The 14,358-nt window shown below is 37.0% G+C and carries 13 protein-coding genes; all 13 read right to left on the bottom strand.

Translation table 11 applies throughout. The features are described from left to right. Positions 1 to 108: 108 nt before the first annotated feature. Positions 109 to 483 carry a 50S ribosomal protein L19 gene (gene rplS, locus AC5YDH_RS05235; RefSeq protein ID WP_086213123.1) on the bottom strand — a complete coding sequence of 125 codons (375 nt, stop codon included), beginning with the start codon at positions 481 to 483 and terminating at the stop codon, positions 109 to 111. A 201-nt stretch (positions 484 to 684) separates the two neighbouring features. After that, entirely contained in the window at positions 685 to 1,431 is a 747-nt protein-coding gene (gene trmD, locus AC5YDH_RS05230; protein WP_321087577.1) for a tRNA (guanosine(37)-N1)-methyltransferase TrmD, read from the bottom strand. A 27-nt stretch (positions 1,432 to 1,458) separates the two neighbouring features. Beyond that, positions 1,459 to 2,007: a ribosome maturation factor RimM gene (rimM, locus tag AC5YDH_RS05225; RefSeq protein WP_321088923.1), complete on the bottom strand. Its 549-nt coding sequence runs from the start codon at positions 2,005 to 2,007 to the stop codon at positions 1,459 to 1,461. Positions 2,008 to 2,032: 25 nt separating this feature from the next. Then, on the bottom strand, positions 2,033 to 2,290 hold the full coding sequence (gene rpsP, locus AC5YDH_RS05220) for a 30S ribosomal protein S16 (RefSeq protein WP_496117358.1): 258 nt from the start codon (positions 2,288 to 2,290) through the stop codon (positions 2,033 to 2,035). Positions 2,291 to 2,434: 144 nt separating this feature from the next. After that, entirely contained in the window at positions 2,435 to 2,896 is a 462-nt protein-coding gene (locus tag AC5YDH_RS05215; RefSeq protein WP_321088924.1) for a type IV pilin protein, read from the bottom strand. Continuing rightward, complete coding sequence (locus AC5YDH_RS05210; RefSeq protein WP_321098534.1) at positions 2,897 to 3,367, bottom strand: type IV pilin protein; 471 nt, start codon at positions 3,365 to 3,367, stop codon at positions 2,897 to 2,899. It abuts the gene before it with no gap. Between the two features lie 18 nt (positions 3,368 to 3,385). Continuing rightward, entirely contained in the window at positions 3,386 to 7,039 is a 3,654-nt protein-coding gene (locus AC5YDH_RS05205) for a pilus assembly protein PilY (RefSeq protein ID WP_496117356.1), read from the bottom strand. A gap of 12 nt (positions 7,040 to 7,051) precedes the next feature. After that, positions 7,052 to 7,777, bottom strand: a complete 726-nt coding sequence (locus tag AC5YDH_RS05200; protein ID WP_407060904.1) for a pilus assembly PilX family protein — start codon at positions 7,775 to 7,777, stop codon at positions 7,052 to 7,054. Then, positions 7,774 to 8,745: a PilW family protein gene (locus tag AC5YDH_RS05195; protein WP_496117354.1), complete on the bottom strand. Its 972-nt coding sequence runs from the start codon at positions 8,743 to 8,745 to the stop codon at positions 7,774 to 7,776. Before AC5YDH_RS05195 ends, AC5YDH_RS05200 begins: the two co-directional genes overlap by 4 nt. Then, entirely contained in the window at positions 8,745 to 9,251 is a 507-nt protein-coding gene (pilV, locus tag AC5YDH_RS05190) for a type IV pilus modification protein PilV (protein ID WP_321088928.1), read from the bottom strand. The genes AC5YDH_RS05195 and pilV overlap by 1 nt, the downstream gene beginning before the upstream one ends. After that, complete coding sequence (locus AC5YDH_RS05185; protein ID WP_496117352.1) at positions 9,248 to 9,709, bottom strand: pilus assembly FimT family protein; 462 nt, start codon at positions 9,707 to 9,709, stop codon at positions 9,248 to 9,250. The genes pilV and AC5YDH_RS05185 overlap by 4 nt, the downstream gene beginning before the upstream one ends. 330 nt (positions 9,710 to 10,039) lie before the next feature. After that, a complete protein-coding gene (locus AC5YDH_RS05180) occupies positions 10,040 to 10,531 on the bottom strand; it encodes a type IV pilin protein (RefSeq protein ID WP_321088929.1) in 492 nt (163 codons plus the stop codon). A gap of 12 nt (positions 10,532 to 10,543) precedes the next feature. After that, a complete protein-coding gene (locus AC5YDH_RS05175; RefSeq protein WP_496117350.1) occupies positions 10,544 to 14,338 on the bottom strand; it encodes a PilC/PilY family type IV pilus protein in 3,795 nt (1,264 codons plus the stop codon). Between the last annotated feature and the right edge of the window lie 20 nt (positions 14,339 to 14,358).

Here is a 14,358-nt window from a genome sequence, read left to right as displayed (position 1 = left end):
GTAACAATCTGTAGGTGTTATTATCAATGTTAGTTCGTCTTATTTAAATTTTAAGTATAAAAAAATGCGCCTAAAGGCGCATTTTTCGAACTCGTGTAAAACTTAAAATTAAGCTTTAACTTTACGAGCTGGTAATTTTTCACGGATACGTGCAGCTTTACCAGACAATTCGCGTAGGTAGTAAAGTTTCGCGCGACGAACATCACCACGACGTTTAACTTCAACTTTAGCAACGATTGGAGAATGTGTTTGGAAAACACGTTCAACACCAACACCGCTAGAAATTTTACGAACTGTGAATGCAGAGTTTAAACCACGGTTTTTAATCGCAATTACAACACCTTCAAAAGCCTGAAGACGCTCACGGTCGCCCTCTTTAACTTTTACAGAAACAATTACTGTATCACCTGGTGCAAATGCAGGGAGATCAGTTCTTAATTGTGCGTTTTCAACAGCTTGTACTAAAGGATGCTTACCGCTCATGGGGTATCTCCAATAAATGCGAGTCAGAAGAGGTCTGATCATCGCGGGGTATAGAGGCTAAGGCGCATACACCCGATTATCTTTCTCTTTATGCTTGACCACTTCAATGCATAATGAGCCTATTAAAGAATACTTAATTTTAAAATTAAGTACGGAATCCTAAGTAAAACTTCGGACTTTTACAAAATAAGAGATAAAAAATTACGACTTATTTTGCGAATCTTTTAGCCATTTTTTCTGCTGCTTTGTCAGTTCTACTTGTTCGACCAACTCTGGACGGCGTTCAAGTGTACGCTGATATCGCTGCAAAAACCGCCATTTTTCAATATTTGCATGATGCCCAGATTTTAACACCTCAGGCACATCCAAACCTTCAAAATGATCTGGCTTGGTATATTGTGGGCAGTCTAGAAGACCATCCACAAATGAGTCTTGAACGTGTGATTGCTCATCAGACATTGCATTCGGAAGTCTCCGAATAATACTATCTAATAAAACCATCGCAGGTAATTCACCGCCAGATAACACGTAATCACCAATTGACCATTCCTGATCAACATATTGCTGGATCAAACGTTCATCGACACCTTCGTAACGCCCACACAGTACAATTAACCCATCATATTCGACAAATTGTTGTACCGCAGGTTCGTTTAAAGTTTTCCCTTGTGGTGACATATACACCACTGGAACCTGAACTGCTCCTGCTTGCGCTGCAAGCTCTTTGGCATGTTTGATTGCCTGAGACAAAGGCTCAGCCATCATTACCATACCTGGACCACCACCAAATGGACGTTCATCCACTCTTTTGTAGTTGCCCTCAGCATAATCACGAGGATTAATACAAGTGACTTGTACTATTTCGCGTTTTGCTGCACGCCCGCTAATTCCGTAGGCTGTAATCGCTTCAAACATTTCAGGAAAAAGCGTAATGACTGCAAAAAACATCGCAGACTCCCTTATTTCCAAAAAATATTAGTAATCTACGCCCCAATTCACGTAAATACGACCAGCTTCAAGATCAACTTGCTGTACCACATCTTTATGCCATGGAATCATGCGCTCTTCAGCATCAACGCTATCTGGTGTTGCGTGAACCACCATCACATCGTTGGCACCTGTCTCAAACATTTCATGGATTTTACCAAGATTTACTTCTTGTTCGTCATCGCCAAGCCCTAACACTGTTAGACCTTTTAAATCAGACCAGTAAAACTCGTCCATTCCTGCTTTTGGAAGTTGCGCTTTTGAAATCCAAACATTGGTACCTACTAAGCCATCAGCAGCGGTGCGATCAATCACACCCTTTAAACTAACAACTAAGCCTTTACCATGTGGCTTCCAGCGTTTTACATCTACTGTATGCCAACCTTCCTTAGTCTCAATGTACCAAGGAAGATAGTCAAAGATGTTGCTCATAGGTTCGGTATTGGAATAAACCCAGAGCCACCCATTTAATCCATATGCTGAACGTAGCTGTCCAATCTGAATACGATCTTCTGGAACATTCTGTGTTGGTGTCATGGGCTATCTACTACTTAATTCAGAATTATGCAGCAGCTGCAGCTTTTTTAGCTTGAACAGCTAAAGAAGCAACACGGTCAGACGGTTGAGCGCCTTGAGAAACCCAATGAGCAAAACGGTCAGCATCTAAACGAAGTTTTTCTGCTTTACCTTGAGCTGTAGGGTTGAAGAAACCAATACGTTCGATGAAACGACCGTCACGTGCATTACGGCTATCAGTCACAATGATTTGATAGAACGGACGTTTTTTAGCACCACCGCGTGCAAGACGAATAACAACCATGATAGAACCTTATAGTTTTTACGGATTATCCGTGCATCGACCATCGATACATTTCAAACCCCTTTCATAGAGGGCAGTATTTTACTTTAAATTCTGGAAAAGTGAAAGGTTAAATAATGATTTATCCACAGTTTTGAATTTAACTTATTTGCCATCCCAATTGGTACTTGCCGTAGGGACACAAGCAGTGCCATTGGTTTTACCTGTACCTTTATTCCAACAACGCTCTCCACGATGGTTTAGTACAATAAAACCATCACCTAATTGGCTATTAATGGGAGCTGCTGTTAATGTCCAGGTATTCGCAGTTACATTACCTAATGTAATCGCGTATGTTGGTTTATTCCCTATTGGTAGCAATAAACTGCCATTGCTTAATGCATACCCTAAATCTGCCAATGTTATTGCCGTATTTGCAGGAGTAAATGTAAAATTTGCAATTTTATAGCGTTGCAAATGGCTAGATAAATTTACAAGCTCTGCCTGCATTTCTACACGCTGAGTTTTTTTGAGATGATTTTGATATGCTGGATATGAAATTGCAGTAATAATTCCAATTATCACAACGACTATCATCAACTCAATTAAAGAGAAGCCTTTATTCATTTACCACACCTCCGTACCAGCTGCCTCGCAGGCTAAAAAAGTGACATTTGCTTTTGTTTTATTCTTACACCTAGTTCCCTGACTCGTCATTAAATAATTATAATTTTTAGCATCTGTTGCTTCAGCACGAATAGCCCAATTACGACCTGGGGCATTATTAGCACTAGATAATATTTGAGTCGTAACATCACCATCACGAATCAGAATTGTGTACTTAACAGAATCTCCTGTAGCACCTGTTGGTATAACTACTTGAGTTCTATTAAAGTTTTTATAATTAAAATTACGAGATTTATGACGCTCTAATTGCATAGCCAAGTTCTGCATTTCTTGTTGAACTTGGCTTTCTAATGCCTTTCTCCCATAAGCTTGATAAGATGGTATCGCTATTAAAGAAAATAGAGCAATCACGATCACCACAATCATTAACTCAACCAAAGTAAACCCTTTGCTAAATAATTTAGAGCTCATTTTCTTATTTACTCCAAATTATTGTTTAACGTACCAACGCTGAGGGATTAATCGGTTACCTGTTTGATACTTACGTTTCAAAATTTCATTACCCTCTAAACCGCTTGTATCTCTGGTCGCAATAATGCGGCGAACCATACCTTCGAAATCACCAGCGCCAAGTGCCCCACCTACAATACCCGCACCTAAATTTAATCTATAATCATCTGTAGTTCCTGTTGCTGCTTTACACTGACCGTAAGGCATACAGAATAAAGTAATAAAACTTTCACCTTTAACACCTGCACCACATGCACCCGATGAACCAGGTTTACTTGCATCAAATGTTGTAACATACAAATCATTATTTATGACAATTGGTGTAGCAAATACTTTTTCACTCTGAAGCTTATTACTCTTAAATAAATAGTACCAACCCTGTGTATCACCATAAGAAGCAGTAGGGCTTAATTTATCTACATTTTTTAATCTATCGCTATTTGCTAAATTAATTAACATCTTCGAAGAAGTAGCAGTAATTCCATTTGTTTCCTCTGATTGCAAAGTAACATCAACTGTAGTCAATAATGTTTGATTCGTTCCTTTTTCACTAGGTACATATTTATAAACTTTCGCCGCACCTGGACCACTCACAAAATCAAATAAATCTGAACGTGCTACATCTTTATCATAAATATTATAAACACCATCGTGTGATATATCATTAGTACCAACGGTATAGTCTTTCAATGGCAAACTTCTATTTCCAGAACCTATTGATACAACACCAAAAATTTTATTCCCCTCATTTGTATATGTTGAGAATCCTGGTGCCTCATAGAAACGTTTTCTTGTTAGTCCTGAACCACCTAAATTCAACAATCGAACAGGAGCTTTTGCAAACTGTTCACTAGTAATAGCTGAATCATTATTTAAATCGACTCTCCAAACTTGCCCACCCAAATCACCAAAAAATAAATGATCACTTAAGCCATCAGAATTTCGATCAACTGCTTTAATTGGACTCACAACACTAAATTTCATTTCAGCAGCAGGTGTGGCAACATAACCACCTTCACTCGTCGTCGCATTTGCACTAGACCACCAAAGTAAACTTCCTGTTAAAGCGTCAAACATATAAACACCAGCTCCACGCTTATTGATCTGCTCATATGAATCGCTTTCATACCCAGCATAATTTTGTTTTACACCTTGGGCATCTTTTGCATTGCCATCAACACCACCAGCATCGTAGCCACCACCAACTAGCATCACTAATTTTTTCTTACCTTCCCAATTTACATGCGTAATAGTAGGTTTAGACCAACTTTGCCCCATACATCCTAAAGGATTTTCTGCACTACACGCACCACTTGGAGAAATCTTAAATTTTAGTTTTGGATCATCGATATCAGATAAATCTAATGCATAGTAATCACGCCCCCCCATACGTAAACCACCGTATACAAGCTGCGTTCCTACTGCATTATCTCTACCAGCACCTACTGTTAATGTTTTATTATCTTTATCTAAAACATATTCGGTATAAGCTGTCCACTGCCCATCTATACCATAGAACATTTTATCACGACCAAGGAATGGTATATTGGGGTCACCAAATGCTAAGTGTTGATCTTCAATCATTTCATTTGGAACAAATGCAAATTTCTCTACACCCGTTTCAGCATCCACAACATGTAACAGACCTTGTGTTGTACCAAATAGAATATAGTCTTTCCTATTTTTTGATCCTAAAACATTGTTTTCAGAAGTAACTTGCCCACCATTAGTTAACAACATTGGCGTTGAATGCATTACAGCCCCAAAGCGAATTCCCGCTGTTTTATCAAGCTCTGCTTTAGAAATACTTGTATCATCCCCAACAGTAGACTTCACCTGATAACCCAGTAATTCTAATAATGAAGCTGCTTTATCCGTTTTTTTCAAATTCATGCTAGCTAAGTTTTCGGTGGAAAATTGCTGCAAAGTATTTGTTGCTGCTTTTGTAGAAAAATTACGAGTACTTAAAATTTTTCGCTCTTTAGAGGCTGTTTGGTCTAATTGCAACTGTAGTTTTGCACCACCAATCAATGCATTTTCGCGTTCTGCATCCGTAGGGGTAGCTGTCGCATTTGGTGACCACAAATCAAAAATTTCTACAGGCGTTGCTAATTGATCTGCCACAGTTTGCAACAAGCGACCCTTGCTATCCGCAATTAAACGGCCGAACTTGTCAACTAGGGCACCATCTTCACTTACCTTATATTTTTTGACATTTCCAAGCCAAATTTGCGATGCAGATGCTGGTGTTGGTTGAAACTGTGGGTAATATGCATAGTTTTGTAATGCTGAGGGAATTAGTGCATCTACAGGAATTTCTGGTGTTCCTGTTGTTACAGCAGGAATTTCTTTACCTAAATCGCCTAAAAATGAGTTTACGCTATCCACAACATCTTGCGAGCTACTACCTGAATACCAACCACCTTCAGCTAAAACCCCCCACCTTGCAGCATTTTTAATATCTTCAGCATTATTACCACTTAAATTTGTATTTGTAATATTATCAAGGTTTTGCTGTTGAGTTAACTTTCTATCAAATGAGGGAATACTATTAAAACTACCACCGAAACCAACAACAGCTGTTTTAAATTTTAAATTTTTAGGGTTGCCTGCCTCATTTAAAATACTAGCTGCAAGCTTATGAGTACAATCCCAAGAGGAATTATTACAACTAAAATTAGCACCAAACACCCCTCCTAACGCAGCTTTCATTAGTGCTTGGGCATTATCATCTTGTGTTGGCTCACCATCAGTTAAAACATAAATCCCCTGCCCGCTACATTGCTTTCCATCAACTGTTTGATTTAATGAACTCGGTGCTGCATATTTTGTATAACTAGGTGCTGCCTTAGTTTCTTGTTTGGAATATTCAAAACCACCATTATTATTTGTAGTTACAGCAACATTATGTTGGTAATAACATGTCCCTGTTTGATTATAATAATTAATTTTTACCGTACACTTCTCAGAAGTTGTTCCTGAAGTACTAATACTATTCACTGCACTCCAAGACGTACAGTTATCATAATCGCCATCCGTCCATCCATTACATTGATATCTATTCGTATTACTATAACTAAAATACTTCAAACTCTTTGGCGCAACAAAAGATGACGTTGTCGCTCCCATTAAGTATGCAACAGTTTCTGCGTATGAACGAGCTGTGGGAGTATTTGCATATGCGACAATACTATCAATAGTATTAATTAATAATTGTCTCTGAGTAATATTGCCAACTTGCTCATTAAGCCTTCTTGCTGGAATCCATACAGCCCCTGTATTTTTAAAATTTGTACCACTATTATTAACAAGATAACCCAGAGTGGATAAACCAATAATTTTATCATCAGTAATTCGCGTAATACCTTTATCTGCATTACCCTGTAATAAATCTTTCATAGCTGTTTTAACAAGATTAATACGTGTAGCTTTCTGCCCAGAATCTTTGTTATTCATACTATTCGAAATATCAAGCATAAACATTAATGTAGTATCACCAGCTGTTGCATTTTGATAAATATCAATATCACTCGCTGTAACCGATGTACAAATTAAACCTGTCATTACAGATGAAACACATGCAGTCAAAAACTTTTTTATAGGATAATTCTGCTGCTTTAAATATGATTTCATTTTCATTACCCCTTATAAAAATTCCTGACCCAATGTGTATTCTGTTACATGTGTTGTAAACGGAACATTAAGATTCGTTAAACAAGCATTAATACTGAAATTTGCATTTGTGCTATTGCTTAACCTTCTTAAACACGTATCAATGTTAGCTGTTGTTGCAGTGGAAATTGTTGGCATAAGCGAAACTGCATGAACAATCACTTTTTGTCTTTTATCTAAAGGTATGTCATCATCTGTTCCACGAACAGAATCTTCAAATGGTTGACTTCCTGCTGCATTAGCAACAAAACTTACCGAAACCTGTGTCATAACTGCACGGCGATTACTTGTGAAAAAGTTATTTGTTCCCCCAGATTGGCAATATCCTGCCACCCCTAAATCAGTATCTACAAGCGTGCCGCTATCATTCAAATAAATTAAACTTGCATCTGATAAATTAAAGAACTGAGTATTAGAACCCCTAAAACAAAAAACTAACTCTTTGCCTTTATTACTATCTGTTTTGATATAACCAAACATGCCATCTCGCGCCAAACTTCGTGCAAGGTTAGTCGAGTCCTCTACATTAAAAATTGCAGCATCTGAATTTTGCAGCATTAATTGTGTAGCTTGGCTATTCGTTGCAATATTTAAAGAAACTAAACTTTGTCGAATTGCTAAAGTTCCAATAATCGTAATGGCAAGCAACAACATCAATACAACAATTAATGTCGCACCTTGTTCTTTTCTTTTCATCATTGATCTCTTACTCCCAAGCCATTACGTAAAGCTATTTCTTGTGTAATAACCTGACGCACATAACCTGTTGGATTTCCATTAGCATGAATTCGTACAGTACGATCCAACACATTAAATATTTGATTAGGATTAATTGCAGTATCTTCACCAACCGCTTGCGTAGATCTTGCTAAAATACCTAAAGATACTGAAACAATTCTTGGCTTAGGTGCCGTTGCAGGTAAAGCACGGTATTCACGAATACCGATATAGCGTTTTTCACCAGTAGTATTCTCAATACCCAAAAGTACTCTCAAGTAATCAACGCGTTTCATTAAAATTTGCCCAGAACCACCAAATCTTGTTCCTGTACTTGCTGAATTATCTGCATTAACATCTACAATATTCGTTGCTGTAGAAACATATTGTCCTGCGTCACACACAAGTGCCAAGGCATTACCCTCTCGAGTTTCTGCATTCGTATCTGTTCTTAAAAAATAGCGCTCTATCACGATTTGACCAGAAGGATAGGCATTACCTTCACAATCGCGACCACTAGTTTGAGCGACATATTGGATAACTAGCTGGTCACTAGCCAATAAGACATCTGCAGAAGTAGTTAAAGCAACGTTAGACAATCCACGCCACTGATTATTCACCCCTGCATTATCACCATCACTAGCACTCAATAATTGAGCTGGCACTTCTGCAACACTAGGATTAAAGTTATTTTGTGATAAGACCAAGCCACCTGAAACCAACTCATCGTTTACAAAAGCTTTTCGATTATTCAAATTAGCAAGACGCACACCTTGCGTTATAAAATTTAATCCAAAATTTGCGTTATCTTGTAAATCAGCTGTGCCCTGCTGCATGCTGTAACTTTTTTGCCCAGTCAAGAATAGTAATAATGCAGTAGCTGTAATCATTAATCCTAAAGTTAAAGCAACCAATAACTCAACCAATGTGAAACCTTTTTGAGTTTTCATTAATAGGTCTCCATCACAATACAACTAGAATTTGATCTATATGTTCCATTGGTCGTGCAATCATTAACACCATCACCATTTGTGGCACTTGTCTCCCCCCAAGCGACATAAATACAGCTTCTACCGTTTGCAATACCATCACATGTCATCATATTCATGGTCATTCCTAAGCGCTGAGCAGCTAAAGAGGATTGAGCAACATCAAAATCTGCTTTCTCCGCAGGAGAACAAAACTCCGTATAACAATTCTCAGCAAACGAAACTCTATCTGCAGCTGATGATCCAAAAGATGCAACATATGTATTTACTGCGCTTCTATTCGTTCTAATTTTTTCAGCGATATCTCTTGCTAAATTCATCGCTTGAACTTTATTTATACCTTCTGATGTTGCATCTACAGCTCTAACTTGTAATGCAACAAATCCTAAAACTGCCACCGATAAAATTAATAGTGCAACCAAAACTTCAATTAATCCGACACCCTTTTGATTCTTTCTAGCAATCATGAACAGCTCCCATCTCGGATTATTTGTATTGTACCCATTCTACTTATGGTCACTATTTTTGACCGAGTAGAATCCACAAGTGCCTGATCACACAACTGAAACGTGCTATCGACTCCAATATTAGTCATTCCGTTCGGTAAAAATACAATTTGATTAACACCTGATCTTTGGACAACTTTTCCAGAAGGCATCCAGTTAAACTGATTATCTGTATTTGCTGTTGCTACATTAAGATTTACCGTAATATTTCTTCTTTCTAATGCTGCTTTAGCCCTAGCTTGTGAAAAAATCATCGTGAGTTCTTTTGTGCTTTTATTTAAATTTTGTCTTAAAATCACATTATTAAAGGCAGGTATGGCCATAGTTGTTACAATCGCAAGAACTCCGATCGTAATCATCAGCTCAATCAAGGTAAACCCCTTTATACCTTGTAAACTCAGATACACTTTATTTTTCATTCCCACTGGAACAACCCCTGCACAACATAACTTTTAAAATAAATTTTTTAATTAAATTCGTGTTTTCAGAACCCATAAAGTGATTTTTTGAGTACTAAACTTACCGTTACGCAAAATAACATTTACTCAACATTTCACACAATAACAAACAAGATGAAAGGTAAATTATTACGATAAAAAGACACCAAACGATAATGTAAAACAAATTAAGATAAGATATATCTTTAAAAGTTGTAATATAAATCACATAAAACTCACTTTAAGCATAATAAAAAAGAGCAAATGATTTTAATCATTTGCTCTTTCTTTAGTCTTAAATTGATAATAATTTTACCAAGTTTCCATACCTGTATTTACAGCACCACAACCTGTAAAATTAATGTTTGCTTTGGTTTTGTTTTTACAACGAAGCCCTGTACTTGTGAATAAAAAACTATAATTTTTTTCACTTTCACTTAAAGCAATAATTGCCCATCTTTGCCCTAAACCACTATCTGAACTTAATAGTTTTTTTCCTGTTGCTTCACTACTATCATACAAATTAATCGTGTATTTTTTTGTACCTTTAAGTGGAAAATTAACAGAGCTCATCGGATTTACTTCATCGTATAAATACTTTGGATCAAAACCATGATATGAAAAATTTCGACTTTTATATCGCTCTAATTGATCTGCCAATTTAAGCATTTCTTGTTGTACCGCAGATGCATCCAACTTTCTCATTTCATACTGATACAAAGGCATTGCAATTGCTGTCATTACTGCAATAACAGCCAAAACAACCATTAATTCTATTAAGGTAAAACCATTTTTTATATTCATAAGCTTCTACCGTTATTGAACTTCACGCCAATTTCGACTCTTAAACATTTTTGTCATTTGATAACTTTGCCCAACATCAGGAATAATTGTCACCAAATTTCTTGAACCATCGTTATATCCACCGGCATTTACGCGGGAGAATCCATCTGTTGGCTTAGATACAAATGCCACTTTTTTGTTATTTGTAACAGAGGAACCTAAAGAAGAGTCACCACATACGCCATAAGGTAAGCAGAATTTGGTAATAACACTCGAACCTGTAATCCCCCCAACACAAGCACTTGGCTGCTGCGTTGATGCATGATTTGGATTAAACAATGATACATATAAATCTGAATAAACATCATTATATGCAACAACTGTATATCCATTCAGTGCTTTTACAGTACCTGTATTTAATGGCTCATCTATACCTGTTCTGGTCGATGTTAAAATGTAATACCAACCTCTTTTAGTTTTTGTTCTTAAATCTCCAATATTTGATGCTGAAATTGCACCCCAATCGTAAATATCAGCTTCGGTAAGCGTTACTGATGGTGCGAAACCTGCTGCGTATAAAGATTCAGATGCTATATCTTTATCAAATAAGACATAAACTCGATTATCAAAGCCATTACTTACACTGGTTGGAAAACTTCTATTTCCTGAAGCTATGCTAATTACACCAAATTTAGCACCACTATCTTCATGAATAGATAAAGCAGGCATTTCATAAAAACGTTGTTTCTTTGCAGAAAAATCTGCCACGCGCACTACACGACCAAAGCTGGTTTTAGCTGTTCCCAAATTATTATTCAAATCTACACGGAAAACTTGCCCACCCAAATCACCAAAATACAAATTATCAACCAACCCATCAGCATTACGATCAAACGCCTTAATTTGGCTAACTACGCTGTATTTTAAAGTTGAGTTTTTAACATCTGTAGTAGATGTATTATCCGTGCCATATCGAGCATTCCATAAAAGCTCACCCGTTTTAGCATCAAACATATACACGCCAGCACCTTTGTCACTTGTTGACCGTGCTTGAAGATTTTCATAGACATTATAGTCATAACCCCCACCTACAATCATGACATCACGTAGCGTGCCATTGAAACGTACTTTAGCTAAGGTTGGTTTTGACCAACTTTGTCCCATAGCTTGTAAAGCGGGATTTGCAGATGTGCTCGTAATGCCTGTTGTTGCACTTTTAATTTTTCCATTTGCAGCATCTACATGAAATAAGAATTTAGGCGTTATCGGATCTTTAACATCAAGTGCATAATAACTATTTCCACCCATGCGCATACCACCATAGATATTAGCTGTTTTGGCTTTAAATTTACGCATATATGTTTTCTTATTTATGTTATTTTGCAACACCTCAAAAGTATTATCTGGTTCTTCAATATACTCATAATCGACTGAAGATACCCATGGACCATCTATACCGTAAAAAGGATGCTTTGTTGCTTTTTGCAAATTACTTATATCGAGTAATGCATCTTTACGCTCAGGATCATTAATAATCTCGTGAGGTAAAAATGAAAATACTTCTCGACCTGTATTTTGATCCACCATGTGTAGCAACCCCTGCATAGTGCCAAACACGATATAATCTTGGCGAGATGCTTTAAGATTATTAAATCTATCCCGAAGTTCTTGTACGACATTTCCATTTTCATCAACTGGAGCTTCTGAAGTCACCAAAATCGGATCTGAATGTAATACCCCGCCCATTTGACGTGTTGTATTCAAGCTTTTTACCTTATCTAGATCCCAGCTCCAACGTGTAGTATTCCACTCAGTATCTAAATAAGATTTATCCATGTGATAACCAAGAGCGGATAACAAGTAAGGCTGATAAATTGATCTTCTAAAACCAACCTTAAATAAATCTACCTCATTAAGATCAAGTACTAATGCAGTATCTATCTTAGTTAAAGCATTATGACTCGTAAGCTTCTTTAATCTCAGGCTCTCAACAATCCTATCTAAAGTTTCAATTTTTGCATCTGTAAACAGCGGACGCGTATTAATTTCACTTACATTACTAACAACTTTATGTGAGCCTGTTTTACCATTTGGAATATTAATTAAACTTGCAACACCACCTAAAATAGCACTCGCACCATCATTATCATTTGAGATATTCCATGAATCCTTACTATTCGTATTTACCAAACCATTTAAAGAGAGCAATTCAATATTTCTTGCATCAACCATTACACCTAAATTGTTTAGACGATATTTTTTCAAATTCCCTAACCATAATTGTTGTGTAGATTGAACACTTCCCCCAGCCCCGCTAATTTTTGGTTGAAATTGCGGTGCAAATACATTTGAAGATGCAAGTGATGATAATGGGTCAACAGGTACGACATAAGTACCAATACTTGCGGTATCAAAATTCACACTCATACTGTTTACGAAATTTGAAAGCGCATCAATAATTGGCTGTGACTCTCCATTACTAGCATCAAAGTAACCACCACGCTCTGGGATAATATTTGCTGGATGTGTATCTGATGCATCAGGATAATGTAATTTACTTGTTGTACCTTTACCTAACTCGCCCCAACTAAAAGCATTTTGAACGTTTAAACCATTTGAATAACCGCGCGAACTTGCAGTAATTTCTTCACTTCCACAATACTTATACCGCGTATCGCCTGCATAAGTTGTACCAGCAGACTCAATACAAGTTTGTGATAAGTCTTCATTAAAATCAGGACCAAAACCTACTATCGCAGTATAAATACGCTTCCTTGGATCTGTTTCAAAAGCAATATGCTTCGCCATTGCACCTATACATTGCCAAGCACTGCGATCCTCATAAACATCATGCTTACCATTTACATAGGAATTCTTCCCACTTACCCCTGCAACTACGATTTTATTTTGTAAACGAGTCGCATCAGCATATCCCATTTCCTTAACTTCAGATTTATCAACACCAGCTCCTCGATGATAGCCATCAACATTTTTTAAATGGTAATAAATCGCAGGCGTTTCTGTAGACTCACAAGAAAATGACATATCATTTAATGCATTTTTATAAATTGGCTCTGCTATAAGCGGTGTAATCGTGGTTGGAGCACCATCTGTGAAAAAGAAAATACCTTGTGCTGAACATTGTTGTTCCTCAGCAGATAATTTTGACATAGGTGCAATATATCTTCCCCCAAACATTCCTGAGACTAAAGGAGACTTAAGACTTGAATCCGTAATACTATCAAACTTCGTGTGTGGCCCTTTATCAACATCAACACCATCATTAATAGATTTGATTTCTAAAGGTCCAGATGTCGCTGTTCCCCTTAGGTAAGAAACCGCCTCACCATATAGTAAGCTTGTAGGTGTACTCGCATTTGCTGAGACTTTATTAATTTCTTCGATTAATAATTCTCTTTGGGTTTTCGATGATGTAATTGAGACCCTTTCATTCAAGGCTCGTGCGGCAACTAATATTCTCCCATGTCTAGGCCCATTACCAAATACAGATAAACCAACAATAGTATTATCTGGTAATGGTGTAGTTGTATAGTTACCATTAGCATCTTTAACTCCCTGCAATACATCTCTCAAAGAGTCTTTTAAAATGGCCAATCTAGACTTATTTTTACCTGAATCCGTCAACCCCATACTATAAGAGTTATCCAGTGCAAGCATTACAATCGTATGGCCTTTCACTGTTGGGTTTTTATAAATTTCAATATCACTCGCATATGAAATTGATGTTGAAAAAATACCTGTCAAACTCGCTGAAATCAAACAAGCAAGTAGCTTTTTGGTGTTTTGTTTTATGTTATTTTTATACATTTTTATTCTCCCCAAATCTA

The organism is Acinetobacter sp. FY683 (genome assembly GCF_059515885.1).
Note: the sequence above shows the minus strand (reverse complement) of the source record. Positions and strands in the feature narration are given on the sequence as shown.